The sequence below is a fragment of the Streptomyces sp. CA-249302 genome (assembly GCF_050936785.1).
Taxonomy (GTDB): Bacteria; Actinomycetota; Actinomycetes; order Streptomycetales; family Streptomycetaceae; genus Streptomyces.
Genome location: NZ_JBNJMG010000001.1, coordinates 5,802,422 through 5,827,732 on the forward strand (window position 1 = coordinate 5,802,422; position 25,311 = coordinate 5,827,732).

Genomic DNA, 25,311 nt, shown 5'->3' on the forward strand with positions numbered 1-25,311 from the left:
TCGGGGCGAGCAAGGTGGTCAAGGAAGGGTAGTCGGTACGGCCCCGCGGTGGACCCCGCTCGACCGGGTCAGCTGCCCTTGTGGAGGTCCCATACCCACACGCCGTCCACCCACTTCCCGTCGCGGCCCACCAGTTCGGTCACGGCCTTGCGCAGGGCGTCGTCGTGCGGCTGCGGGGCCACCACCAGCACGCCCGCCTTCCAGAAGGCGAAGTCCCGCTTCGCCTGCGCCCGCCAGTTCTTGCCGATGGTGGGGACCAGGCCGGTGTAGCGGACGTCACGCAGCATGTTGGAGGTGTAGCGGGGCGAGGCGCCGTAGATGCCGATGCGGTCGGGGCCGTAGGGGCCGTTGAAGTAGCCGCCGGGCAGCTTGAAGCCGAGGCCGGCCTGCTGCTGCCAGTGCAGGGCCTCCGCGTTGCCGGGATCGGGCAGCGGAACGGTGACCAGGGATTCGCCGCTTCGGACGTACGACTTCCAGGTCCCGTCGGTGAAGAAGGCGGGCGTCACCGGCCGCTCGACCGTCCTGAGCGGGGCCGGGATCAGCGGGATCAGCGCGAGACAGAGGCCGAGCAGGCCGACGTACTGCGTGCCCAGCTTCCTGGTCGCCATCAGCCGTTGCAGCGCCAGGGCGAGCAGCATGCCCAGCGCGGGCGCGCAGACCATCGCGACCCGGCCCTCGATGACCGACTCGAAGAGCGGGACCTTGGCGAGCAGCGCCCAGGGGCCCGGGTAGACGTCGTCGGTCATCGGGATACGGATCTTCGGCCCGAGGGAGAGCACGGCCGCGCCCACCGCGGTGAACGCCAGCGCCTTGACCAGGCGGTCCTCCCACAGCCGTACGACGATCGCGAAGGCGACGAGGACCAGCGGCCAGCCGTAGAAGGCGTTCTGCTCGGTGGGGTTGAGGGACAGGGAGTCGGCCCGGATCTCGTTGCCGGCGATCAGGGAGCGCTCGGCGAAGGAGAGCAGGGCGAGGGGGCTGTTGCCCGCGTTGTCGCCGTGCAGCACGCTCTGGTAGCTCTGCGGACCCGCGAACTGCCAGATCAGCGGGGCGATCACGAGAGGCAGACAGACCGCGGCGCCGATCGCGAGCCCCTTGAGCAGGGGCCGCCAGGCGGCCTTCGCCGCATCCGGTCGTACGACACCGTAGGCGCCCGCGAACAGCACCATGCCGATCATCGACAGGAGGAGGGGCTCCTCGCCGAGGAAGACCTGGTACGCGGCCATCAGGCCGAGCACGATCCCGTTCCGGACGACCCGCTCGCCCTCGCACAGACGCAGGGCGCGGTCGATGATCAGCGGGATCATGAACAGGACCACGAAGTTGGGGTGCGCGTTGGCGTGGCTGACCATCGGCGGCGCGAAGGTGGCCAGGGTGGCGCCGACGAAGGCCGGGACGCGCCGGGCGACGACGCGCTTGACGATCAGCCAGTACCAGGCGAGGCCGGTGACGGCCATGCCGAGCGTCATCGCGATGCTCAGGGAGACCGCCGGGCCCGCGAACAGGGTGAGCGGGGCGAACGGCACGGACAGGCCGAGCATGACCGTGTTGGCCATGAGGTTCACGCCGTCGGGGAAGCCCTGGAGGTCGGAGAAGAGCGGGTTGTGGAGGTGGACCAGGTTGTGGGCGGTGACGTCGAAGAACCACTCCCACTGGTTCTGGTCCTGGAGGGAGTCGGGGAGGTAGCGGTGGGCCGGGTCGAAGAGGCGGCCCGAGTACAGGGCCATCGCCATCAGCAGGAAGAGGAGCGTGGCGAAGAGGTCGGCGGGGCGCAGCGATCGGACGCGCAGGCGGGTCAGTTCGGCGAGGACGCGGACGTAGTCGAGGTTGCGGACCTTGGAGCCGGGCTGGTGCGACCAGCGGACGGGGACCTCGGCGATCCGCAGGCCGGAGCGGTGGAAGTGGCGCAGGACCTCCACGTCGATGCCCCAGCCGTTGAGCCGGGAGGCGGCGAAGGCCTCGCGGGCGCGGTCGCCGTCGAACAGCTTGAAGCCGCACTGGGTGTCCCGGATGCCGGGCACGGCGGTCCGGCGTATGAGTAAGTTCCCGGCGCGGCCGAGGAGTTCGCGTATTCGGTGCTGGCGGTCGCCGATGGTGGCGCCGGGGATTGCGCGAGAGCCGATGGCTGCGGGGGTGGTTGTTCGGCTGCGGGTTCGCTGTGGCTGGTCGCGCCCCGCGGCGGAGCCGCTGATTCATGCAGCCCCGCGCCCCTATGGGGCGCGGCTGTGCTCAGGGCCCTATCAAGTTCGGCCAGTTCTTCTATCGGGGTCGCCAGGTCGGCGTCCGTGATCAGTACGCGGCGGCCTCGGGAGGCGGCTACGCCGAGGCGCAGGGCCTGGCCCTTGCCGCGGTTGCGGTCGGCGGTGACGAGGCGGATGCGGGGGTCGGTGCGGGCGGTGACCAGTGCGCCGGTGCCGTCCGTCGAGCCGTCGTCGGCGACGATCACCTCCCACTCGCCCCAGCGGCCCTCGTCGTCGCCGTCGAGATAGGCGGTGACGGCGTCCAGCGTCGGACCGAGCCGCGCTTCCTCGTTGTACGCGGGGATGACGACCGACAGGTCCACGGCCCCGGCGCTCCCCGCCGCACCGGTGAGGGGCGCGTCGTCGAGGGTGCTCATCCGTCCGCCAGGCGCTCGATCAGGGCCAGGGCGTGCGCGTTGTACCCGGCGACGATCGACCGCGCCGTGGTGGTGTCGCGGCGCGACAGGGCGTCGACCAGATCGGTGTGGTCGGACCACAGGGCGCCGCGCAGATCGGTGAGCCGGCGCAGATGCTGCACCGCGCACACCCAGGACTGCACGCGCAGCCGGTGCAGGAAGTCGGCGAGGTAGGGGTTGCCGAAGAGGCCGCCGAGTTCGTGCCAGAAGCGCAGGTCGTAGCCGATGAGTACGGTGAGGTCGCCGGCCAGCGAGGCCCGCTGCGCCTCCTCGCCGCGCCGCCGGACCCCGGCGAGGGCGGCGACCGCACGGGGCTCGTCGTGCGGCGGGAAGCGGCCCTCGTCGTCCTCCAGGGCGAGGAACATGCCCTCGGTGACGAGACTGCGGGCCTCGACGATGCCCCGGTAGTCGGCGACGGAGTACTCGTGGACGTGGAAACCCCGGTGCTGGTCGGCGTCGAGCAGCCCCTGCGCGGACAGGTCGACCAGCGCCTCGCGCACCGGAGTGGCGGAGACGCCGTACTGCTCGGCGATCTCCTTGACGGTGAATTCCTGCCCCGGCTGGAGCCGTCCCGCCAGCACCTCGTCGCGAAGCGCGTCGGCGATCTGCTGCCGCAGGGTGCTGCGGGTGACGGAGCCGTTACCGCTGCTGCCGGGCATCGTCGGGGGCTCTCCTCGAAGCGGTCGGGTGGCGTGCACGTCCTTACCTACGAGCACGCCACCTTACGCGTTCGGGTTCCGCGCGTTTACCCGCGTAGCTGTGGGCGGCCGGTGCGGCAGCTGAGCGGCGGCAAGCGGTTACTCCGTGTACTCGTCCGCCACGGAGAGGGCCGTGTCCAGGGCGGCGAGGCCCTCCTTCAGCTCGGCCTCGGACACGTTGCACGGCGGCACCACATGGGTGCGGTTCATGTTGATGAAGGGCCAGATGCCGTGCTTCTTTGCGGCGGCACCGAAGGCGGCCATCGGGGCGTTGGCCTCGCCGGCCGCGTTGTACGGCACGAGCGGCTCGCGGGTCTCGCGGTTCTTGACGAGGTCCAGCGCCCAGAACATGCCGACGCCACGGACCTCGCCGACGCTGGGGTGGCGCTCGGCGAGCTCGCGCAGGGCGGGGCCGACGACGGCCGCCCCGAGCTGCTTGGCGTTGTCCACGACCCCCTCCTCCGCCATGACGTCGATCGTCGCGACGGCGGCGGCGCAGGCGAGCGGGTGGCCGGAGTAGGTCAGGCCGCCCGGGTAGGGCCGCCTGGCGAAGGTCTCGGCGATCGCGCCGGAGATGGCGACGCCGCCGAGCGGCACGTAGCCGCTGTTGACGCCCTTGGCGAAGGTGATCAGGTCAGGGGTGACGTCGAAGAGATCGGCGGCGAACCACTCGCCGGTCCGCCCGAACCCGGCCATGACCTCGTCGAGGATGAAGACGATCCCGTACTTGTCGCAGATCTCACGGACGCCGGCGAGGTATCCGGGCGGCGGAACCATGATCCCGGCGGTCCCCGGCACCGTCTCCAGCACGATCGCGGCGACGGTCCCGGGCCCCTCGAAGGCGATGGTCGTCTCCAGGTGCTCAAGGGCGCGGGCGCACTCCTGCTCCTCCGTCTCGGCGTAGAAACGGGAGCGGTAGAGGAAGGGCGCCCAGAAGTGCACGACACCGGCGGCGGCGGAGTCGGAGGCCCAACGGCGGGGATCGCCGGTGATGTTGATGGCCTGCTGGGTACCGCCGTGATACGACCGGTACGCGCTCAACACCTTGGCCCGCCCGGTGTGCAGCCGAGCCATCCGCACCGCGTGCTCGATGGCGTCCGCCCCACCATTGGTGAAGAAGATCTTGTCGAGGTCCCCCGGCGTCCGCTCGGCGATCAGCCGCGCGGCCTCCGAGCGGGCCTCGACGGCGAAGGCGGGCGCGAAGGTGGTCAGGGTCGCGGCCTGCTCCTGGATCGCGGCGACGACCTTCGGGTGCTGGTAGCCGATGTTGGTGTAGACGAGCCCGCTGGTGAAGTCGAGGTACCGCTTCCCGTCGTAGTCCCAGAAGTACGACCCCTCTGCGCCGGCGACGGCGAGCGGGTCGATGAGCTCCTGAGCGGACCAGGAGTGGAACACATGAGCACGGTCCGCGGCCTTCACGGCGGCGCCGACCTCGGGGTTTGGCTGAGGGGTCATGCGGGCGAGCGTAAATGTCCGCGATACGGAAGGGATATCGGCGTCCTGTCTGCGGTCGGGGGGTTTCCGCGACAGGTTGTCGACAGCGGGGTCACGGGCAATATTGACAGCATCCTGTCTAAGTGTCAGCATGCTGTCATGAACTCCAAGTTCGTGCATCTGGCCGTGTACGACACGCTCGCCGACTGGGAGACGGGACACGCGACCGCGTATCTCGCCCGTGCCGGGTATGAGGTCCGGACGGTGGGCCATACCCGTGACCTCGTCCGGTCCATCGGTGGCCTCGGCATCCGCCCCGACCTCACGCTCGACGAGCTGCGCCCCGAGGACAGCTCCCTGTTCATCCTCCCGGGCGCCGATCTCTGGGACACGGGCGACGATCTCGCGCCCTTCGCCCGCAAGGCGCGGGAGTTTCTCGATGCCGGGACGCCCGTCGCCGCCATCTGCGGGGCCACCGCCGGGCTCGCCCGGGAAGGGCTGCTCGACGGGCGGGACCACACCAGCGCCGTCTCCTTCTATCTCGCCGCCACCGGGTACCAGGGCGGTGAGCGGTACGTCGAGGCGGATGCCGTGAGTGACGGGGGGCTGGTCACCGCCGGGCCCACCGAACCCGTCGCCTTCGCCCGGGAGGTGTTCCGGATGCTCGGGGTGTACGAGGGGGAGGTGCTCGACGCCTGGTACCGGCTGTTCCACGACTCGGATCCCGAGGCCTACGCCGTGCTCCAGCAGGCCGGCTCGCGGTGAGCCGGGAGCGCCAGGAACTGCTCAGCCGCAGCGCGCTCGGGGTCTTTCGGCTCAACGGCCAATTCCTCGCCGTCGCCGAGGAGTTGGCCAACCCCTCCGGTCTCACCGCCGCCTGGTGGCAGGTGCTCGGCGCGGTGCTCGGGGAGCCGCTCTCCGTGTCCGGGATCGCGCGGGTCATGGGGATCACGCGGCAGAGCGTGCAGCGGATCGCCGACCTGCTCGTCGCGCGCGGGCTCGCCGAGTACCGCGACAACCCCGCCCACCGCCGCGCCAAGCTCCTCGCGCCCACCGAGGAAGGGCGGGCCGCCGTCCGGCGCATCAACCCCGGGCACGCCACCTTCGCCGACCGGCTCGCCGAGGCCTTCGGGGACGACGAGCTCGTCGTCGCCGTACAGGTACTGGAACGGCTGTCCAAGGTGCTGGACCAGGTCGGAACGCCTGTTACGGAACCGTAGACACCGCTCCCCGCCGCTCCCCGTGCGCCCGCACTATCGTTGGGCTGTCGCACAGGGGCGTATCGGGGGATTTCGGGGGGTCTGCGATGGAGAAGCTCGGGGCCGGTGATCCGCAGCGGATCGGGGCGTACCGGCTGTTGGCGCGGCTCGGGGCCGGCGGGATGGGGTACGTCTACCTCGCCCGGTCGGAGCGCGGCCGTACCGTCGCCGTGAAACTGGTGCGGCAGGAGCTCGCCGCGCAGGAGGAGTTCAGGGCGCGGTTCCGGCAGGAGGTGCAGGCCGCCCGGCAGGTCGGCGGGCACTGGACGGCCCCCGTCCTCGACGCCGACACCGAGGCCGCGGTGCCGTGGGTCGCCACCGGGTACGTCGCCGGGCCGAGCCTCCAGCAGGTCGTCGGGCACGACCACGGGGCGCTGCCCGAGCGCTCGGTCCGTATTCTCGCCGCCGGGCTCGCGCACGCGCTGACGGACATTCACGCCGCCGGGATCATCCACCGGGATCTGAAGCCCTCCAACGTGCTGGTGACGATCGACGGGCCTCGCGTCATCGACTTCGGGATCGCGCGGGCGCTGGAGACCGTGACGGACGGGGGGCTCACGCGGACCGGTGCGCTCGTCGGGTCGCCCGGCTTCATGGCGCCCGAGCAGGTGCGCGGGGACCGGATCACCACGGCGTGCGACGTCTTCTGCCTGGGGTCGGTGCTCGCCTATGCCGCCACCGGCGCCCTCCCCTTCGGCACCGCCAACAGCGGTGTGCACGCGCTGATGTTCCGGATCGCCCAGGAGGAACCCGACCTGGAGGGGGTGCCCGAGGGCATCGCCGACCTCGTACGGGACTGCCTGAAGAAGGACCCGGCGGCCCGGCCGACGCTGGACCAGGTACTGGAGCGGACCGGCGCCGAGGACACGGTGCTGGGCGGGCGGTCCCGGGACCCGTGGCTGCCGAGCGCGCTGGTCGCCCAACTCGGGCGGCACGCGGTGCAGTTGCTGGACACCGAGAACCCGGAGCGGACCGGTGAGGTACCCCTGGGCAAGCCGGGGGAGGCGGAGGCTTCGCCGGAGCACGCGTCCGCGGGTACGCCGGCCGGTCCGCCGCCGGTGGGACAGCCGGGCGGCGAGGCGCCGCTGAACCATCTGCCGACGGCGGTCGGCGGGGCGGGTGCAGCGCAGGCGCCGCCACCTTCGACCTCACCCTCGCCCTCGCACGACCAGACACCCCCGTCCGGCCACCCGGCCTACGGCTACCCGCCACAGCATCCCCAACAGCCCGCGTACGGCTACCCGCAACAGCAGCAGCCCGGCGCCTACGGCTACCCCCAGCACCCCGGCCCCCACGGTGCCCTCGGCTCCACCCCGCCCTACGGCCCCACATACCCCGGCGCCACCCCGCCGCCCTTCGGCGGGCCCCCGCTCACCCCGCAGGAGCCGCCGCGCAGAAGCGGCCGTTCCACCGCGACCCTCGTCCTCGTCGCCCTGGTCGTCGCGCTCGGCGCCGGCGGCTCGGTCTACGCGCTCATGAACCGTGGCGGGGACGGCGACTCCGACGCCAAGAACGGCAGCCCCACTCCGACCGTCACCGGTTCCCGGTCACCCGGCCCGACCACCCCGCAGCCGTCCCCCACCAGCGCCTCGCCGACCACCTCCGCGCCCTCGGACGGCGCGATCCCGACCGGCTACCTGGGCACCTGGACCGCCACCATCACCAACAAGGACGGCGAGAACACCCGCCAACTCACCATCCAGCAGGGCGAGGTGGGCGACACGGTGCTGTCGATGGTCGCCGACGGGCCGACCAGCAGCGGCAGTTACCACTGCGTCTTCCAGGCCGTCCTCACCCAGGACCCGGGCGCCGCCGGCCCGCTGGAGATCGGCCCGTCGGCCGTGCGGAGCGGCGACGCGGGCTACTGCAAACCCGGCGACCCCACCGAGATCAGCCTGCTCCCCGACGGCAGCCTCCAGCGGGTCAACACCAGCAACGGCGAGAAGCTGGAGTACACCCGACAGTAACCCCAAGTACCCCTGCACATAAGGCTGTTGCTCTCGCACAGCCGTACGGTGACTGCCTTGTTCCGCTCCGGGGAGTTGCGGGGGCACCCACAGTGCAGTGGTTCAGCGCAGAGAACGTCGTCGCCGTCGGCACCGCCTTCCTCGGCATCGTCGCGTCCGGGATCATGGTCTGGTACGAGCGCCGGGTGCCGCGCCGCAAGCGCGTGGGCTACCGCGTCCAGATGGACAACCCGATAGGCGACGACGTCCGGTTGGGCAGAGCCAACGTACGACTGGGTCTGTTCGACGAGACGCCCGAGATGTCCGACGCCACCCTCGTGCTGCTCCGCATCGAGAACGACGGCTCGCAGGGCATCGACCGCGACGACTACACCAGCCCCGAAGTCCACGGCCTGACCGTGGTGTTCACCGACCGCACCATCCGCGGTGTCTCGGTCACCCAGCCCTCCGACACCGACCACCTGATGGACCACTTCACCCCGTCCCGGGGCTTCGGCTACGACGGCAACACCCTCCGCATCCCGCGCGTCCCGCTCAACCACGGCGACCACTTCAAGCTGCTGGTGCTGCTGTCCGGCGGCGACGTGGGCAGTCCGATACGGCTGATCGGCGGCATCCGCGAGGGCGAGGTGCACCCCAACCGCAGTGCGACCCCGGACGAGAAGCCGCCGCTGTTCAGCCGGGCCGCGCGCCTGATCACCATCACGCTCACCCTCAGCGTCCTGGCCCTCGCCACCATCGTCGTGGCCCGCGACGACAACCCGCCCCCGATCGGCTGCGAGACCGGCAGCCTGCGCGTCACCGGCTCGACCGCGTTCAAGCCGGTGGTGGAGGAGCTCGCGAAGCAGTACGAGAAGAAGTGCCCGGACGCCCACATCACGGTGGACGCCCACGGCAGTTCGGCCGGCGTCAACGAACTCACCGCCCTCGGCGGCGAGTCGAAGAACGGCGCCCGCGATCTCATCGCCTTCTCCGACGGCCCCGCGATCGGCGGGTCGAGCGCACTGGTCGGTCAGCGCGTCGCGCTCTCCGTCTTCACCCTCGTCGTCAACGACGACATCCAGCTGCCTCCGACCGGCCTGTCGCTGACCGACGTACGCCGTATCTACCGGGGCGAGGTCACCCGCTGGAAGCAGCTCGACCCCTCCCTCCCCGACCTCCCGATCGTGCTGGTCAGCCGGAACGCCGACTCCGGGACCCGGCAGATCTTCCAGCGCCGGGTGCTGGTCAGCTGGGAGCGGGTGGCCAGCACCTCGCTGGACTGCGTGCACAAGGACGACGCCTCCGCGCCGGTCATGCGCTGCGAACTCGACGCCACCGAGGATGTGTTGAGCAAGGTCGCCCAACTCCCCGGCGCCATCGGCTACTCCGAGCTCACCCTGGCCTCCGGACACCGCGGCCTGCGCACGGTCCCGCTCGACGGCGCGGCCCCTTCCGTGGAAGACATCGAGTACGGCCGCAGCGACTACCCGTACCGCGGTGTGGAGTACGCCTACACCTACGGCCGCGCCCCCGCCGGCTCCCTGGCCTCCGCGTTCCTCGCCTACCTCGGCGAGGGCGTCAGCGAGAACGTCATCCGCGCGGGCGGCCATCTGCCCTGCTCGGCGACGGTGGCCTCGGGGTTGTGCGCGGGGGACTGAAGGGCCCCTTGCCGTGTCGTGGCGTGTGCATGACGATGTGGGAGGCCCAGGCATCGGCAGCCACGGAGGACACATGCGTCCCACCAGGAGAACGGTCCTGACGGCAGCGGCGGGCGCGGCCGCACTGGCGACGGGGGGTACGGCGGAAGCCGCCCCGCAGGGCAGCCGACCACCGGCGACCACCCAGCCCCCCTCCCGTGAACTCCGCGCCCTGCTCAGGGAGTTGGACCCGGCCCGCATCGAGGCGACGGTCCGCAGGCTCGTCTCCTTCGGCACCCGCCACACCCTCTCCGCCCAGGACGACCCCGCCCGCGGCATCGGCGCCGCCCGCGACTGGCTCCTCGCCGAACTCCGCTCCGTCGCCGCCGGCTCCGGCGGCCGTATGACGGCTGAACTCCAGTCGTACGTCCAGGAACCGGCCTCCCGCATCCCCACCGCCACGAGGATCACCAACGTCGTGGCGACCCTGCGTGGTTCGGTGACGCCCGAGCGCGTGTACGTCGTCTCCGGGCACTACGACTCCCGGGTCACCGACGTCATGGACGCCACCTCCGACGCGCCGGGCGCGGACGACGACGCGTCCGGGGTGGCTGTGGTCCTGGAGCTGGCCCGGGTGATGGCGAAGCGCCGGCCGGCCGCGACGATCGTGTTCGCGGCGGTGGCCGGCGAGGAGCAGGGGCTGTACGGATCGACGTACCTGGCCCAGCAGTTGAAGGCGGCCGGCACCGACGTCCAGGGCATGTTCACCAACGACATCGTGGGCAGTCCGACCGCCGACGACGGCACGAAGGACCCGTACACCATCCGTCTGTTCGCGGAGGGCGTCCCCTCCTCGGAGACCCCGGCGCAGGCCGCTGTCCGCAAGTCGGTCGGCGGCGAGAACGACTCCGCGACCCGCCAACTCGCCCGCTTCGTCAGGGACGTCGCCGACAACGACGCGACCGGCATGAACGTCCGCGTGATCTACCGGCGCGACCGCTACCTCCGCGGCGGCGACCACATCCCCTTCCTTGAACGCGCCTACCCGGCCGCCCGCTTCACCGAACCGGCCGAGGACTTCGCCCACCAGCACCAGAACGTCCGCGTCGACGAGAACGGCAAGCAGTACGGCGACCTGCCGGAGTTCTGCGACTTCGGCTTCGTCACGCGGGTCGCGAAGGTCAACGCGGCCGCGCTGTGGACGCTGGCGCAGGCGCCGGGGACGCCGAAGGGTGCGAAGATCCTGACCGCCGCGCTCACCAACTCCACGACCCTGGTGTGGACTCGGGGCGGCGAACCCGACCTCGCGGGCTACGAGATCGTGTGGCGCGAGACGACGGCACCGGAGTGGACGCATGTCATCCCGGTCGGTGACGTGACGACGTACGAGGTCGACCTCTCGAAGGACAACGTCTTCTTCGGGGTGCGGGCGGTCGACGCGAAGGGCCTGCGCAGCCCGGTGGCCTTCCCGGACCCGCAGTCGTAGGTCCCCCTAGGACTTCTGCACCGGTAGTGCCGCCGTCACCTGGAACCGGCCTCCGTCGACCCGTTCCCACGTCAACTCCCCGCCCGCCGCGCGCAGTCGGTCGGCCAGCCCGCGCAGCCCCGTGCTGTCGCCGTCACCGGTGGCCGCCCGGGCCCCGTCGTTGCTGATCCGCAGCCGGACATGCCCGCCGGTGACGCGGTAGTCGAGCTCGGCGCGGCGGGCCGTGCTGTGCCGCAGCACGTTGGTGGTGGCCTCGCGCACGACGAGGCCCAGCAGTTCGCGCGCCCGGTCGTCCAACTGGGCCGCCTCCGCGGCCGGTTCGAAGTCCAGCCGGGCGTCGATGCCGACTGCGGCCAGCACCTTCGCGGCACCCGCGACCTCGTCGTCGAGGGTCGTACGTCGGATGCCCTTCACCACGGCCCGGGTGTCCCGCAGCGCGTCCGCGCACAGCTGCCGTACCTCCTGCATCTCGGCCGCGGCGCGTGCCGGGTCCGTCTCGGTCAGCCGGGACGCCAACTCCGCCTTGAGTGCGATCACTTGGAGATGGTGCCCCTGGATGTCGTGCAGATCGGAGGCGAACCGCAGCCGCTCGTCCTTGACCGCCAGCTCCGCCTCCAGCAGCCGCGCCCTGTCCAGCCGCCCCGCGATCCGCCAGGCCCACAGCGGCCCGAGCACGGTCCAGACGGTGAAGGCGACGAGCCCCGCCGGGAAGAGGACGGCGTAGGCCGTGTCCCCGTCACCGGCGGCGAGACTGACGGCGCCGCCGGGCACGAGCGCGAGGACCACGGCACCGGCGACGAGCGCGCTGCGGGGGCGGGGCGAGAGGAGGCTCGCTCCGATGGCGACGGTGACGGCCGGGGCGACGGCCCACAGCCCGTAGTTGTGCCGGGCGAGCGGGAAGACGGCGAGGACGAGGGAGGCGGCGACGGCGAGGACCAGCCAGCCGGTCGAGGGCCGCCGCCGTTCTTCGGCAAGCCCCTCACTCAGGAGCACGACGCTCGCGACGGCCTGCAAGCCGACGGCGGGCACGACCGGCACCCGAGCCCACAGCGGCACATCACCATCGAGAGCCCAGCTCCCGTAAGCGAGCACCATCACGCACACGACGGTGCCGGGCACAGCCCACCAGGTGTACCGCCGAAAACTCCCCAGACCCCTCTCACTCACGTCGGCATTGTCGCCTACCTGGGCTCAGGCGGCCGTTGCCGCGGCATGTTCGGCCGCGCATTGTTCGTCCCCGGCGGCAACGGGAACCGCCCATGCCCGCCCCCACCCTCCTGCCGCCCGACGTGCCCGGCCCCCGCCGACTGGATCCCCATCGGCGCGTTCCCGGTCCGGAACTCCACCATCCAGTCCGCCGTCTCCGTACGCACCAGCTCGGTCACGTCCTCCGAGAACCTCCGCAGCACCGCCAGACACCGCTCCGCGGCCTCCCCGGCCGTCCCGTCCGTCGGTCCGAGCACCTCCCGCACGCTCTCCGAGGCCCAGTCGAACTGAAGCACCTGAAGCCGCCGCTGCACCGCCTGTGCCGTGGCCACATCCCTTATCCAGCCGGACGTGACCCCGAAGAACCGGTCCACGGCCACGCACGCCACCGCGAGCAGCAGCGCCAGGTACCCCCAGGCGGCCACCCCGCCGACCGCCCCGGTCAGATCCAGCAGCGGCAGCGCGGCCCCGACCACCGCCCCCGCCGCGGCCCCGCCGCGCAGCACCCGTGCGCCCCGCCGCTTCCACACCCGGTCGGCGAGATACCAGGCCGCCGTCTCCAGCGCCCCGCGCTCCGCCCAGCGGTACAGCTCGTGCAGCCGCAGGGCCGGCTCGCCCCAGTCCCCGAGCGGAAACGTCCGCCCGATCAGATCGCCCGGCCGCAGCCCGGCCGCACCGTCGCCCCGCCCGTCCTGAGGCGGACCCTCGGGCTGCATCTCCGGCTGACCCACCCGGCACTCCCTACTGATCCAGACCTGATCCGACCGATCACGTTGCGTGACAGCGTGACGCGTGGAGCGACTGCTGATGACCGTGCGTCTGCTCATGCGCCGCGACCCTTCCTACCGCCCAATGGGTGGCGAAGCCCCGGGTTTCACCTCTTTTCCGCCCGGAAGTGGGTCTTGATCAGGTATAGGACTCGGCAGCATCTCACTCGAAAGAGTGCTGGGGCGATGGCTGCGCGGACCACGTAGGCTCGTCCACAACGGACGAACACGAGCGATGCACGACCGACGCACGGCCGGTGCACGACTGATGAGACGACGAAACCAGGAGCTGATCGTGATTCCCGGTGGTGGCCAGCCCAACATGCAGCAGCTGCTCCAGCAGGCCCAGAAGATGCAGCAGGACCTGCAGAAGGCGCAGGAGGAACTGGCACGGACCGAGGTCGACGGGCAGGCCGGCGGAGGCCTGGTGAAGGCCACCGTCACCGGTTCCGGAGAACTGCGCGCACTGAAGATCGACCCGAAGGCGGTCGACCCCGAGGACACCGAGACCCTCGCCGACCTGATCGTCGCGGCGGTCCAGGCGGCCAACGAGAACGCCCAGAACCTCCAGCAGCAGAAGCTCGGCCCGCTGGCCCAGGGCCTGGGCGGCGGCAGCGGCATTCCCGGCCTGCCTTTCTAATCGGCCCCGGAGCCAACTACCGTACGTACTGCAAGACTCCAGAAAGGGCAGTCCGTTGTACGAAGGCGTGGTGCAGGACCTCATCGACGAACTGGGGCGGCTGCCCGGCGTCGGTCCCAAGAGCGCCCAGCGCATCGCCTTCCACATCCTCCAGGCGGAGCCGACCGACGTACGGCGGCTCGCGCAGGCCCTGATGGAGGTCAAGGCGAAGGTCCGCTTCTGCGCGACCTGCGGCAACGTGGCGCAGGAAGAGCTGTGCAACATCTGCCGCGACAGCCGCCGCGACGCCACCGTCATCTGTGTGGTGGAAGAACCGAAGGACGTGGTGGCGATCGAGCGGACCCGCGAGTTCCGCGGCCGCTACCACGTGCTGGGCGGCGCGATCAGCCCGATCGAGGGTGTCGGACCGGACGACCTGCGTATACGAGAACTTCTCGCGCGGTTGGCCGACGGTACGGTCACGGAGCTGATCCTGGCCACGGACCCGAATCTGGAGGGCGAGGCCACCGCCACCTATCTCGCCCGCATGATCAAGCCCATGGGCCTCAAGGTCACCCGCCTGGCCAGCGGCCTCCCGGTGGGTGGCGACCTGGAATACGCGGACGAGGTGACCCTCGGTCGCGCCTTCGAGGGGAGACGACTCCTAGATGTCTGACGCCACGCTGCATGCCACGAGCCAGGACCCGGACGACTTCGCGGTCCAGATCGCGGACCAGGTAGAGAGCTTCCTGGTGGCCGTCGCCGAGGTGGCCAAGGGAGACGAGCCCGACTCGGCGGTCCCCTTCCTCCTCCTGGAGGTCTCCCAGCTGCTTCTCGCCGGCGGCCGCCTGGGCGCGCACGAGGACATCGTCCCCGATGAGCGCTACGAGCCCGACACGGGCCCGGACGCCGACGTGGACGAACTCCGCGAGAACCTGGCTCGCCTCCTCGACCCGGTAGACGTCTACTCCGAGGTCTTCGACCCCTACGAGCCCCGCAAGGCCCCGGTCCCGGCCCGCCTCTCCGACGACCTCTCGGACATCATCACCGACCTCCGCCACGGCATGGCCCACTACCGCGCGGGCCGTACCACGGAGGCCCTGTGGTGGTGGCAGTTCTCCTACTTCTCCAACTGGGGCCCCACGGCGTCCGCCGCCCTCCGAGCCCTCCAGTCGGTCCTGATCCACGTCCGCCTGAACCAGCCCCTGGAGGAACTGGACGGCCTGGACACGGACCAGCCGGGCATGGGGGACGAGACGCTGGAGTTCGAGGCGGGACGGGTCATGCAGGAGGAGATCGCGGGGCCGCTGGGGTTGCAGCAGGGGTAGTGGCCGGGGGCAAGTGAGGTCGGTTTCCTGACGGTTGTCGGTACCGGGCGTCATCATGGCCGTATGAGGCCGGGGGAGTCGAAGGCGTCCGGGGAGCGATCGATCGCTGCGGCCGGGTCGGTCCGGCAGGCGCTCACGGGCGACGGTGCGGTCGCGCACACCTCCCGTGTCCTCGACATCGCGGACGAACTCTGCGATGCGAAGGGGATGTTGAGCGCCGCGAAGGAGTTCATGAACCGGGAGAGGGACGCCACCAGTATCTGGTGGTACGAAGTCACCTACATCCCTGGCCTGTTGCAGACGAGGGGCTACGCGCGGGCACTCATCGACAACCGCATTCCGCCGCTGGACGACGAGACGGTGGAGGAGAGGGTCGCGGCGCGAATGGAGCGACAGGCCATCCTCACGGATTCGAACGTGCCATTCCTGCTGCGCTCATGGGACCCATGGTGCTGCTGGAGACCCGTGACCACGAGCGATTCGCCTTCGCGGAAGGCTCGTTCGTCAGCGAGCTTTCGGCGGATCCGGGGGTTGTCAGCCGTGTGACCGAGCGGCTTGGCATGATCCGCACGCGGGCTCTCGACCCGGACGAGTCGGCCCGCTTCATCGAACGGATGGTGGATCAGCCGTGAGCGACCAGCTGGAGTGGTGCAAGTCGAGCTACAGCGACAGCGAAGGCGGCGCCTGCGTCGAAGTCGCGTTCGCCACCGCCATCCACGTTCGTGACTCCAAGCTCCCCGCGAGCCCCGAGCTCCACGTCACGGCCTCCGCCTGGAATGCGCTCATCTCCGCAGTTCAGCCCGCAGCTTGAGCCTCGGGCTTCGAGCTCTTCCAAACCGGGTTTTCTGGGTTCTGGGTTGGTTGAAATCCCACCCAACCAACCATGTCTGTACGTGAGTTGAGGCGTCGTAATCCGAAAGGGTGACGTTGGGTGATCGGCTTGCTTCGGAGCGCGAGATCGCTCTAGGTTCGCGGCAAACAAGCAAATAGTTCGGCCCCGGTCGGTGCGCCAACACCGGCTCCGGGGCCTGACCTGGATCGAAGAGGAATTTCGATCGTGGCTTACGCCCAGCCTATCTGTGCCCTGCCGTCTCCGACCCACCCCATGGCCAAAACGGGTTACGGCAAACGCCCCGCCGGTGACGAAGACCCGCACGCCGACCCGGACTTCGCACACCTGAGCCCCCGTGACCGCGAGATCGCCGTCTTCGTGGACCATCTCGAAGAGGGTCACGCGATGGGCTACAAGGCGATCGCGGCAGAACACCCGATGTACGGCCAGCAGGCGGTCCGCACCTCGATGGGCCGTATCGCCGTCGCCGGCCACCTGCGCTGGATCAAGGAGCACATCACCGTCGAGGACGACTCGATGCGGTGGGTGACGCGTACGTACTGGTCACGAACCCCCAGGTCACCGGAGTGGTGGGCGGAGTTCACGCGGGACCGTCACGGCAAGGACGTGACCGAGGAGTACATGCCGGGGCTGGCTCGGGCCGAGGAAGCACTGGAGCCCGCCGAGTCCGCTGAGCAGCCCAGCGAGGCATACCAGGCCCTCGCCGAGGTGCCCGCCGTCGACTCCCGGATGCCGCTTTCCGACGGCGACTGCCGCTCGCTCGAATTCCTTGCCGCCGAGTGGCTGTACCGAGGCGCCACGCCCCAGGACATCACCAAGGCCCTGACGGACGGGCTCCCGCCCGACGTCAGTAATCCGGGCGGACTCGCCCGCAAACGACTGGAGAACAAGATGCCCCCGAAGAAGGCGAAGATCCGGCAGAAGGCCGCCCGAAAGGCCCGTGTGACCCGAGTGATCATGGCATGCGGGCTGTGCGACGCGGACGAACGGACGACCGAGATCGTGAACGGGCTGTGCGGCGAATGTCTGGCGGAGATCGAGGCGGAAGGGCCGGTGTACGTGTACCAGGACCCCGTTCCCGACACGTTCCTCCCCACTCCGCGCGGCGGCGACGGTCCCCCGCCCGGCGCGGACGAGGTCATCGACGTCACCGACCGCGTGGACGCCCTTCGCCGCGCGGCGGGGCTGTTGTGAGCGTGCAGGAGGCACCGGTCGGGGCACCATGGAGTCGAGGAGGCGACGCCATGACCCCCAGGACCGAGCAGCAGCCGCAAATGTCCGTCGAGGAGTTCGAGGAGCTTGAACGCCATGCCCCGGAGACGGTGCGGCTGGAGTTCATCAACGGAAGGGTCCAGGTCAAAGGCGTGACGGACGGCAACCACGACACGATCATCGCCTGGTTGCAGAGACTGTGCATGCAGCATCGTCCTGAGCTCTGGCTGTACGGCGATCGTGGCATGAAGGTCGAGGAGTACCGGAAGGGCCGAGCCCGTCCCGACGGTGTCCTCGCGCCGTTCGGGTTCGCGAAAGGGCATGGGGACTGGTCCGACGCGGAAGGCGTACTTATGGCCGTGGAGGTGACGTCCCACGACTCCGACACCCATCAGCGTGACCGGGTCGAGAAGCCCGACGGCTACGCGGCTGCGGGCATCCCCGTCTACCTCCTCATCGACCGGGACGACTGCTCGGTCGTCGTGTTCAACCAACCTGAGGACGGTCGCTACCGGCACGAGGAGAAGCTTCCGTTCGGGGCGACCGTGAAGCTTCCCGAACCCGTGAACATCACCCTCGACACCGAGCCCCTCAAGGAGTTCGCGGACTGAGCCGACCGCTGCCGGTCACAGTCCCCACAGCCCCTTCGCCACGGCCGTGACCCCACCCGTCAGCGCCAGCAGCAGCACCAGCAGGCGGGCTCGCCGCTCGGGTATCCGCTCGGCGAGCCCCCGGCCGATGACCGCCCCGACCACCATCGCGCCGACGACCGACCCCCACTGGTCCCCGCCCAGCCGCGGTACCCCGTTCGCCGCCACCGAGAAGGCGTTCACGACCACCCCGTAGAACTGCGCGTTCGGCACGAACTCCCGTACCGTCCAACCCGCGTTGAGCGCGTAGAGGGAGATCGGCGGCCCGCCCACCCCGGCCGCGGAGTTCATGAACCCACCCGCCGCACCCGCGGCGACCGCCCCCTTCGTGCCCCGCAGGGCCGGCACCCGGGCGCCGCGCATGACGAGCAGGACGGCCACCGTGACGAGCCCGCCCATCACCAACAGGAGAGTGGGCTCGGGGAGTTGGCGGGTCAGCCACGCCCCTGCCGGTACCGTGCACGCCGCCGCCACGCACAGCGGCACCATCGCGGCCAGCCGCACCCGCCGCCAACCACCCGCCAAGCCGACGACACTGATCGCTCCCGCCGCGCAGTTGGCGAGGACGACCCCTTGGGCCGGTCCCAGCAACAGCACCAGCGCGGGTACGGCGACCAGGGCGAAGCCCATGCCGGTGAGCCATTGGACGGAGGAGCCGAGGAGGACGATCGCCGCGAGCAGTGCGTCTCCGGGCCAGCCGTGAGTCGTCATGACTCCGCATCCTGCGCCTCCGCCGTCTCGCGCGCCATCATGGTCGTATGACGGGGGAGTCGAAGACCGAGGCGTCCGGTGAGCGGGCGATCGCCTCGGCGCGGGGGATACGGCAGGCACTCAGCGGCGACGGCTCCGTCGCGATGTACGCGGAGAACTCGACGGTGTTGCCGCCGGAGGCGTTCGCGCTGCCCGAGTCGGCACCGGCAGGGCTGGTCAACCTGCCGGACAGGACAGCCCTGTTCGTCGGTCGTGGGCGTGAACTCGCCCTTCTCGACGCCGCGTTCAGCGAAGCGCGCGGAGTCGTCGTGCAGGCCGTGCACGGCCTCGGCGGCATCGGGAAGTCCACGCTGGCGGCGCACTGGGCGGCGGGGCGGGTGGCCTCGTACAACCCGGTCTGGTGGATCACCGCGGAGACGTCCGCCGATCTCGACGCGGGGCTCGCGGAGCTGGCGGTGGCGCTGGCACCGGCGTTGCGGGACGTGCTGTCCCGGGAGGCCTTGCGGGAGCGGGCCGTTCAGTGGCTGGCGGGGCATGAGGGGTGGTTGCTGGTTCTGGACAATGTCTCAGACCCGGCCGATGTGAAGCCGCTGCTCGGGCGGGCCACGGGTGGGCGGTTCCTGATCACCACGCGGCGGGCCAGTGGGTGGCACAAGGTCGCGGAGTCGCTGTCACTGGACGTGCTGGAACCTGCGGAGGCCATCGAGCTGTTCGAGCGGATCGACGGGCCGGGCGAGGACATCGAGGAACTCTGCCGGGAGCTGGGGTTCCTGCCGTTGGCCGTGGAGCAGGCGGCGGCGTACTGCGCGGAGGCGGGGATCACGGCGGGGCGGTACCGGGAGCTGTTGGCCGCGTATCCGCAGGAGGTCTTCGCGCAGTCGGCGGAGGGGACCGACCAGGCGCGGACGGTCGCGCGGGTGTGGCGGGTGTCGATGGACCGGCTGACGGACACGCCGCTCGCGGAGCGGATTCTGGGGGTCGTCGCCTGGTGGGCGCCGGAGGGGATCCCGCGGGGGTACCTGGCGGAAACGGGCGGTCCTGTCGAGGTCACGGATGCCGTCCGACGCCTGGCCGCGCACAGTCTGATCAGGCTGCATGACGATGACACGATCTCGGTGCATCGGCTGGTACAGGCGGTGACGCGGGCGGAGGCGCCGGGTGGGTGCCGTGAGGCTGTCGTACCGCTGCTGCACAGCAGTTGGACGCTCCGCAGCATTGACGCGGAGAAGGTGTGGCTCACGCAACTCGATGCACTGGCCGGCCACACCGACCCGGAGGCCGACGGCAGGGACGAAGCCTGGCTGTTCAACATGGGAGGTCACAAGACGTCTTCGGCCGACCCCGCCCGCAGGACGGAACTGCACGAACGGGCGGCGGCCGCGGCGGCACGCTCTTTTGGACCACGGCACGAGATCACACTCACCTTACGGTCGGATCTGGCTCATGCCTACGGAGTCGCGGGTGACCCGGAGCAGGCGATCCGACTCATGGAAAGGAATCTGGCCGACCACATAAGCGAGTTGGGGCGCGGCAACGAGCGGACCTTCGAAGCCCGGGCCGCACTGGCCGAGGAAATGCTGGACGCCGGGCGGCTCACGGACGGGCTGTCGATGGCGAAGGGGAACGCAGAGAGCGCTGAACGGGCCTTGGGGCGGGACCATCCCGTAGTCCTGGGGGCCTGGTCAGTCTGGAGCAGGGCGCTGCGGTATTCGGCCGAGCAGGCCGTCGACGACTTCTCGGCTGTCAGGGCGGTTGATGCCATCGAGGAGTTGCTCTCCAGGATCGAGGCCGTCGAGGGTACGGAGAGCAAGATCTACGACACCGTTCACTGGGATCTGATCTGGGTCTGCAGCGAGGCGGGCGACAACGTCAGGGCCACGGCCCTCATGGAGGAGAGCGTCGCGCGCAGGGTGCGTCTCTACGGTGGGACCAGCAGGGTCACGATGAACAGTCGTGGGGCGCTCGTCACGTTTCTCTGGACCGAGACCGACGACCCGGACCGGGCACGTGACCTGGCCGTCTCCCTCATCGCCGACAGCCGCCGACTCCTCGGCGACGACCCGTACGTCCGACAACTCGAGCGGATCTACGCCCCCCTCCTCACCTCGCCCTGTCTCCTGCGTAACGAGAAGTGATACAGCGGTCACTCCACGTGAGTTGGTCGCTTCCTGTATCCGCGCTGTACGTCGCCTGCACGGCCCCTAACCAGTGAAAAGCGAGTCTGGAGTCAGTTCAGAGACACAAGGACCCGCCACCGCACTGGAGTTGCGATGACCCGTCGATCCATCGGCATCAGCAAGCGCGCAGCCGTCGTCACCGCCACCGCCGTACTCACCCTCGGTACCGTCGGCACCGTCGCCGCCACCGCCGGGCCCAAGGACGGCAACGCCAAGCCCAGCAAGGCGCAGATCGCCGGGCTGTTCGACAACTGGAACAGAACGCTGCAGACCGGCGACCCGGAGAAGGTCGCGGACCTGTACGCGAAGGACGCGGTGCTGCTTCCCACCGTCTCCAACAAGGTCCGTACCGACCACGCCGGCATCGTCGACTACTTCGAGCACTTCCTGCAGAACAAGCCGGTCGGCAAGAAGATCCAGACCATAGTCAACGTGCTCGACAAGAACTCCGCGATCGACACCGGTGTCTACGAGTTCACGCTCACCGACCCGAAGACCGGCGCGAAGAGCACCGTCGAGGCCCGCTACACGTACGAGTACGAGAAGCGGGGCGGCGAGTGGCTGATCGTCAACCACCACTCCTCGAAGATGCCCGAAGGGTGATCGAGACGCAGAGGCCGCCGTCGGGGGCGTCTCGCAGGGTCACGGTTCCGCCGTCGTCCGTCACCAGTTGCTTGACGACGGACAGGCCGAGGCCCGAACCCGAGCGCCCCGTCAGGCCCTGACCGCGCCAGAAGCGGTCGAAGGCGCGGGACTTCTCCGCGTCGGACATGCCCGGACCCTCGTCGAGGACCGACAGCACCACCTCGTCGGCCTTCGACTCCACCCCCACGGTGATCGTGCCGCCGTCGGGTGACACCTCCAGGGCGTTCGAAAGCACGTTGTCCAGCACCTGGTCGAGATGACCGGGGCTGGCCAGCACGGTCGGCCGGCCGTCGGCACTCCCCCTGAGCGTGATGGTGACTCCACGCTCGTCGGCGGCCGGTCTCCACACCGACAGCCTCTCCCGCACGATGTCCGTCAACGACAGCGGTTCCGCCGCCGTCACCTTGGCCTCCGCCCGCGCCAGCACCAGCAGGCCGTTGACCAGGCGGCTCATCCGGACCACCTCCGCGGTCGCCTGCTCCACGTCCTCCCGCACGAACTCGTCGTCCACCCCGTCCGCGATGTTGTCCAGGGACAGCCTCAACGCCGTGAGGGGCGTACGGAGTTGATGGGAGGCGTCGGCGACGAAGATGCGCTGCGAGGCGACCAGGGTGTCGAGCCGCTCCGCGCCCTGGTTCAGGGTGCGCGCGAGCGTCTGCGTCTCGGGCGGACCGGTCACGGGGGAGCGGGCGGTGAGGTCCCCGTCGCTGAACTTGCTTGCCATGGAGTTGAGTTCACGCAGGGGCGCGGTGATACGGCGGGCCGCGTAGGCGCCGATCGCGGCGGCGGCCGCCAGCACCAGGACGGCGAGGCCGGCCCGGAAGCCCCAGATCTGCCACAGGCGGGTGGTCATGTCGGAGGTCGAGTAGACGATCCGTACCGCCGCGTCGCCCTCGGCGGGGACGGTGACCGTCAGATGGCTGCCCCAGATGAAGTCGGAGCCCCAGTCGGTCGTCTCCTCGTTCTTCGCCACGGCCCGGGTCAGCGCCGCGTCGGCCCGGGGCGCCGCCAGGTCGGGCGCGCAGCCGCCGATGGGGGTCACCTGGACGGCGCCGGGAGTCTCCTCGCCGTACGCCTCGGCCACCTTCTCCAGCGCGGCGCACGAGGTCCGGTCGCCGTTGCCGAGCAGCAGCGCCATGGTGTTGGCCTCACGCCGCACGGACACCGAGGTGTCGTCCCGCAGCTGCTTCGTCAGCGTGAACGCCACCGGCACCGTGAACAGGAAGATCGCCACCGCGACCAGCAGGATGTAACTCCTGATGAGCTGCCGGTTCATGACGGTCCGTCAGCTTGGACGATCTCCAGCCGGAACCCGACCCCCCGCACCGCCTCGATGGTGATCGCCCCCGCGAGCTTCCGCCGCAGTGCCGCCACATGCACGTCCAGCGTCTTGGTCGGCCCGAACCAGTTCGCGTCCCAGACCGCTTCCATGATCTGCTCGCGCGACATCAGCGCGCCCGGCTCCTCGGTGAGGAAGGACAGCAGGTCGTACTCCTTCGGCGCGAGCGCCACCTCCTCGCCGTCCAGCCGGACCCGGGCGGCCTTGCGGTCGACGGTGAGCCGGGCGCCGTAACGCTCCGGACCGCCGTCGGACGGGCTCTCCGATCCAGGGTTACGAGGCTGCACGCGCCGCATGACCGCTCGTATCCGCGCGATGACCTCGCGCACCCCGAACGGCTTGGACACGTAGTCGTCCGCGCCCAGCTCCAGGCCCACCACCCGGTCCGTCTCGTCGCTGCGCGCGCTGATCACGATGATCGGCACGTCGCTGCGCTCGCGCAGCGCCTTGCAGACGTCGAGCCCGTCGGTGTCGGGCAGGCCGAGGTCGAGGAGTACGACGTCGTAGGGGCCCTCGTGGCGCAGCGCCGCGCCGCCCGTGGTGACCCACTCGACCTCGAAGCCGTAGCGGATCAGGCCACGGCGCAGGGACTCGGCGACCGGCTCATCGTCTTCCACCAGCAGTACGCGCACAGGCGAACCCTAATGCTTGAACTTTAAAGACGGCCGGTCACCGAGCCCTCAGCCGGTGGAAACGGCGGCTACCACATGGCCGGCAGCCGCTCCGGGATCCGCTTCATGAACCCCGTCCGCCACACCAACTGCTCGATCGGCACCGCGAGCCGCAGCCCCGGCATCCGCTCCAGCAGCGCCGCAAGCCCGATCTCGGCGTGCTTGCGGCCGAGCGCGGTGGCGGGGCAGTAGTGGCGGCCGCCGCCGAAGGAGAGATGGGCCGTGCTGTTGGCGCGGGAGAGGTCGACGGTGTGCGGGTCGGGGAAGACGGCCGGATCGAAGTTCGCCCCCTCGACGAGGACGAGCACGAGCTCACCCGCCCGCACCTCGACATCTCCCAGCCGTACGTCCTCCAGCGCCAGCCGCGGCAGCCCGTCCCCGATGGAGAGGTTGACGCGCAGCAACTCGTCGACGGCCGCGGGGATCTTCCCGGGGTCGGCGACCAGCTCCTTCTGCAGCTCCGGGTGCTGGATCAGCGACACCAGCGCCATGGTCAGGAAGCCGGACGTCGAGATCACCCCCGCCCCGAACATCGTCACGCCGACCGTCGCGAGCATCTCGTCGGTGAGGTGGGCGTAGTCGGGGTCGGCCCGCAGGGCGGCGAGCTCGGCCATGAGCCCGGTGGTGGCCGGGTCGTCGAGCCGCTCGGCCATGTACGCGATGTCGCGGTCCCAGTTGAGCCGTGCGCCGGTGACCGGACAGGCCGAGTTCATGAACGCGAGGTCCAGGCTGCGCATGAGCCGGGGCGCGTCGCCGCGCGGGATGCCGAGGATGCGGCAGTGCAGCCCCGCCGCGTACGGATCGGCGAACCCGGCCCGCAGATCCACCGGCGCACCCTCACCCACCAGCCCGTCGACGAGCTCACCGGCGTACCCCCGAAGCCACTCCACGAGCCCCGGGCTCTTCGGACTGAGCGCCTTGAGTACGGCCTTCCGCAGGCCGGCGCCGGTGATGTTCCCCATGTTGTTGACGACCTCGGGCGGGATCGTCAGCGCGTACTGGCGGGGCACACCCGGCGCGGAGGTGTCCTTGAGGCTGAACCGCGGATCCTCGAGGACCTGCTTGCAGAGTTCGTACGACGAGACCAGCCAGGCCTCGTCACCGGCGATGGTGCGCACGCGCCGCACCGGTGTCGTGGCCCGCAACTCCTCGACTTCCTCGGGGAGTTGGTCGCCGCGCCAGGAGAACGGGAAGTCGAGCGGGGTCTCAGCGCTCATCGTCGACCTCCTGTGCGGGCGTGACGATGGCGTGGCCCTGGTTGCGGGAGGCGCGCAGGCCGGCGCCGGGGGAGTAGAGCAACTCCGCCATCGGGAGGAGCTGGTGGTAGCAGTTGAGGGAGGAGGGGACGTCCAGGATGGCCGGGGTGTCGAGGAAGAGGGGCGCCTCGGCGGTGACGTACTCCATGCAGACCCGGCGCTGCTCCTCGCTCACCTGCTGGTCCTTGGTGGCGAGGAAGCCGTCGACGAGCTGTTCGCAGGTCGTGCGGAACTCGTCGTCGGTGGCGAGGCGGGCCCGCAGGTCCTGGTGGATCTCGCGGTACGAGCCGTTGTCACGGAAGTCGGACATGGCGTGGGCCCGCAGCCGTCGGCCGCCGGGGTCGGCGGCCTGGACGGCGCCGAGCACCTTGGCCCGTACGCCGCGCAGGTTCTTCACCGCCTTGCGGCGCGCGTCGTCGGCGGTATAGCCGGAGGCCTCGTACATCTCGGCCACGTGCAGGTCGGTGTAGACGAAGTCCACGCGTTCGAAGAGCGCGAGCCCCCAGCGGGCCAGGTCGAGGACCCGGCGGGCGGAGAAGTAGCTGTTGCCCGGGGAGACGCCGATCACCGCGTGGTCGGCGGCGGTGCGGATGACCTCGCAGTGCGGGGTGAAGGGCCGGACCCGGAATCGGTCGGCGGGAGTGACGTGCTGGATCTCGGAAACGGTCGCAGTCGTCAAGGAAGGAGAATCCTTCGCGTCGCTAGTCCCGATGGAGCCGAGTGCTCCTGGTGTGGCGACGACGACGCGAAGTTAGCTG

Annotated in this window: 23 protein-coding genes and 2 pseudogenes; 14 read left to right on the forward strand and 11 right to left on the reverse strand. The window is 70.4% G+C overall.

The window, feature by feature from the left end:
- Positions 1-68: 68 nt before the first annotated feature.
- The 3 genes and pseudogenes from ACQEWB_RS26140 to ACQEWB_RS26150 form a co-directional block, all read right to left on the reverse strand.
- Positions 69-2,617: pseudogene (locus ACQEWB_RS26140) on the reverse strand (dolichyl-phosphate beta-glucosyltransferase).
- A complete protein-coding gene (locus ACQEWB_RS26145) occupies positions 2,614-3,315 on the reverse strand; it encodes a GntR family transcriptional regulator (protein WP_432834996.1) in 702 nt (233 codons plus the stop codon). Before ACQEWB_RS26145 ends, ACQEWB_RS26140 begins: the two are co-directional and overlap by 4 nt.
- A 138-nt stretch (positions 3,316-3,453) precedes the next feature.
- Positions 3,454-4,809 (reverse strand): aspartate aminotransferase family protein, encoded by a 1,356-nt coding sequence (locus ACQEWB_RS26150; RefSeq protein ID WP_432834998.1) that lies wholly within the window; start codon positions 4,807-4,809, stop codon positions 3,454-3,456.
- A 138-nt stretch (positions 4,810-4,947) separates the two neighbouring features.
- Between ACQEWB_RS26150 and ACQEWB_RS26155 the strand changes: the two genes are divergently transcribed.
- The 5 genes from ACQEWB_RS26155 to ACQEWB_RS26175 all read left to right on the forward strand — a co-directional run bounded on the left by ACQEWB_RS26155 (position 4,948) and on the right by ACQEWB_RS26175 (position 11,119).
- Complete coding sequence (locus tag ACQEWB_RS26155; protein ID WP_432835000.1) at positions 4,948-5,553, forward strand: type 1 glutamine amidotransferase family protein; 606 nt, start codon at positions 4,948-4,950, stop codon at positions 5,551-5,553.
- Positions 5,550-6,008: a MarR family winged helix-turn-helix transcriptional regulator gene (locus tag ACQEWB_RS26160; protein ID WP_432835002.1), complete on the forward strand. Its 459-nt coding sequence runs from the start codon at positions 5,550-5,552 to the stop codon at positions 6,006-6,008. The genes ACQEWB_RS26155 and ACQEWB_RS26160 overlap by 4 nt, the downstream gene beginning before the upstream one ends.
- Positions 6,009-6,094: 86 nt before the next feature.
- Positions 6,095-8,014 carry a protein kinase domain-containing protein gene (locus ACQEWB_RS26165; protein WP_432835004.1) on the forward strand — a complete coding sequence of 640 codons (1,920 nt, stop codon included), beginning with the start codon at positions 6,095-6,097 and terminating at the stop codon, positions 8,012-8,014.
- 92 nt (positions 8,015-8,106) lie between these two features.
- On the forward strand, positions 8,107-9,654 hold the full coding sequence (locus tag ACQEWB_RS26170) for a PstS family phosphate ABC transporter substrate-binding protein (protein WP_432835006.1): 1,548 nt from the start codon (positions 8,107-8,109) through the stop codon (positions 9,652-9,654).
- Between the two features lie 73 nt (positions 9,655-9,727).
- Positions 9,728-11,119 carry a M20/M25/M40 family metallo-hydrolase gene (locus ACQEWB_RS26175; RefSeq protein WP_432835009.1) on the forward strand — a complete coding sequence of 464 codons (1,392 nt, stop codon included), beginning with the start codon at positions 9,728-9,730 and terminating at the stop codon, positions 11,117-11,119.
- A 6-nt stretch (positions 11,120-11,125) separates the two neighbouring features.
- Here the strand turns inward: ACQEWB_RS26175 and ACQEWB_RS26180 are convergent, their stop codons facing one another.
- Together ACQEWB_RS26180 and ACQEWB_RS26185 are read right to left on the reverse strand one after the other, a co-directional pair.
- Positions 11,126-12,286, reverse strand: coding sequence for a sensor histidine kinase (locus ACQEWB_RS26180; RefSeq protein WP_432835011.1), 1,161 nt, complete (start codon positions 12,284-12,286; stop codon positions 11,126-11,128).
- 14 nt (positions 12,287-12,300) lie between these two features.
- Positions 12,301-13,056 carry an SLATT domain-containing protein gene (locus tag ACQEWB_RS26185; protein WP_432835013.1) on the reverse strand — a complete coding sequence of 252 codons (756 nt, stop codon included), beginning with the start codon at positions 13,054-13,056 and terminating at the stop codon, positions 12,301-12,303.
- Positions 13,057-13,387: 331 nt separating this feature from the next.
- Between ACQEWB_RS26185 and ACQEWB_RS26190 the strand changes: the two genes are divergently transcribed.
- From ACQEWB_RS26190 to ACQEWB_RS26200, 3 genes are read left to right on the forward strand one after another with little or no spacing between them, the layout of a single operon-like run.
- Positions 13,388-13,732, forward strand: a complete 345-nt coding sequence (locus ACQEWB_RS26190) for a YbaB/EbfC family nucleoid-associated protein (RefSeq protein ID WP_432844022.1) — start codon at positions 13,388-13,390, stop codon at positions 13,730-13,732.
- 55 nt (positions 13,733-13,787) lie between these two features.
- A complete protein-coding gene (recR, locus tag ACQEWB_RS26195) occupies positions 13,788-14,387 on the forward strand; it encodes a recombination mediator RecR (RefSeq protein WP_432835015.1) in 600 nt (199 codons plus the stop codon).
- Positions 14,380-15,039, forward strand: a complete 660-nt coding sequence (locus ACQEWB_RS26200; protein WP_432835017.1) for a DUF5063 domain-containing protein — start codon at positions 14,380-14,382, stop codon at positions 15,037-15,039. The genes recR and ACQEWB_RS26200 overlap by 8 nt, the downstream gene beginning before the upstream one ends.
- A gap of 53 nt (positions 15,040-15,092) precedes the next feature.
- Here the strand turns inward: ACQEWB_RS26200 and ACQEWB_RS26205 are convergent, their stop codons facing one another.
- Entirely contained in the window at positions 15,093-15,317 is a 225-nt protein-coding gene (locus ACQEWB_RS26205) for a hypothetical protein (protein WP_432844413.1), read from the reverse strand.
- Between ACQEWB_RS26205 and ACQEWB_RS26210 the strand changes: the two are divergent.
- The 4 genes and pseudogenes from ACQEWB_RS26210 to ACQEWB_RS26225 all read left to right on the forward strand — a co-directional run bounded on the left by ACQEWB_RS26210 (position 15,271) and on the right by ACQEWB_RS26225 (position 17,715).
- Positions 15,271-15,671, forward strand: a pseudogene (locus tag ACQEWB_RS26210) (Scr1 family TA system antitoxin-like transcriptional regulator). The gene ACQEWB_RS26205 and the pseudogene ACQEWB_RS26210 sit on opposite strands and share 47 nt — an antisense overlap.
- Positions 15,668-15,850 carry a DUF397 domain-containing protein gene (locus tag ACQEWB_RS26215; protein WP_432835019.1) on the forward strand — a complete coding sequence of 61 codons (183 nt, stop codon included), beginning with the start codon at positions 15,668-15,670 and terminating at the stop codon, positions 15,848-15,850. Before ACQEWB_RS26210 ends, ACQEWB_RS26215 begins: the two are co-directional and overlap by 4 nt.
- Positions 15,851-16,144: 294 nt before the next feature.
- A complete protein-coding gene (locus ACQEWB_RS26220) occupies positions 16,145-17,086 on the forward strand; it encodes a hypothetical protein (protein ID WP_432835021.1) in 942 nt (313 codons plus the stop codon).
- Between the two features lie 50 nt (positions 17,087-17,136).
- Positions 17,137-17,715 carry a Uma2 family endonuclease gene (locus ACQEWB_RS26225; RefSeq protein ID WP_432835023.1) on the forward strand — a complete coding sequence of 193 codons (579 nt, stop codon included), beginning with the start codon at positions 17,137-17,139 and terminating at the stop codon, positions 17,713-17,715.
- Between the two features lie 15 nt (positions 17,716-17,730).
- Here ACQEWB_RS26225 and ACQEWB_RS26230 read toward each other — a convergent pair whose 3' ends face one another.
- Entirely contained in the window at positions 17,731-18,465 is a 735-nt protein-coding gene (locus tag ACQEWB_RS26230) for a TSUP family transporter (RefSeq protein WP_432835026.1), read from the reverse strand.
- Positions 18,466-18,512: 47 nt separating this feature from the next.
- On the opposite strand from ACQEWB_RS26230, the gene ACQEWB_RS26235 reads away from it, so the two are divergent.
- Both ACQEWB_RS26235 and ACQEWB_RS26240 read left to right on the forward strand, forming a co-directional pair.
- Positions 18,513-20,600, forward strand: a complete 2,088-nt coding sequence (locus ACQEWB_RS26235; protein ID WP_432835028.1) for an NB-ARC domain-containing protein — start codon at positions 18,513-18,515, stop codon at positions 20,598-20,600.
- Positions 20,601-20,735: 135 nt separating this feature from the next.
- Complete coding sequence (locus ACQEWB_RS26240; protein ID WP_432835030.1) at positions 20,736-21,245, forward strand: SgcJ/EcaC family oxidoreductase; 510 nt, start codon at positions 20,736-20,738, stop codon at positions 21,243-21,245.
- On the opposite strand, the gene ACQEWB_RS26245 is transcribed toward ACQEWB_RS26240, so the two are convergent.
- From ACQEWB_RS26245 to ACQEWB_RS26260, 4 genes are all read right to left on the reverse strand, one after another.
- Positions 21,211-22,563: a sensor histidine kinase gene (locus ACQEWB_RS26245; RefSeq protein WP_432835032.1), complete on the reverse strand. Its 1,353-nt coding sequence runs from the start codon at positions 22,561-22,563 to the stop codon at positions 21,211-21,213. The genes ACQEWB_RS26240 and ACQEWB_RS26245 overlap by 35 nt on opposite strands.
- Positions 22,560-23,258 (reverse strand): response regulator transcription factor, encoded by a 699-nt coding sequence (locus tag ACQEWB_RS26250; protein WP_432835034.1) that lies wholly within the window; start codon positions 23,256-23,258, stop codon positions 22,560-22,562. Before ACQEWB_RS26250 ends, ACQEWB_RS26245 begins: the two co-directional genes overlap by 4 nt.
- A gap of 68 nt (positions 23,259-23,326) precedes the next feature.
- Positions 23,327-24,514, reverse strand: coding sequence for a cytochrome P450 (locus ACQEWB_RS26255; protein ID WP_432835036.1), 1,188 nt, complete (start codon positions 24,512-24,514; stop codon positions 23,327-23,329).
- Positions 24,504-25,232, reverse strand: a complete 729-nt coding sequence (locus tag ACQEWB_RS26260) for a tRNA-dependent cyclodipeptide synthase (protein WP_432835038.1) — start codon at positions 25,230-25,232, stop codon at positions 24,504-24,506. The genes ACQEWB_RS26255 and ACQEWB_RS26260 overlap by 11 nt, the downstream gene beginning before the upstream one ends.
- Between the last annotated feature and the right edge of the window lie 79 nt (positions 25,233-25,311).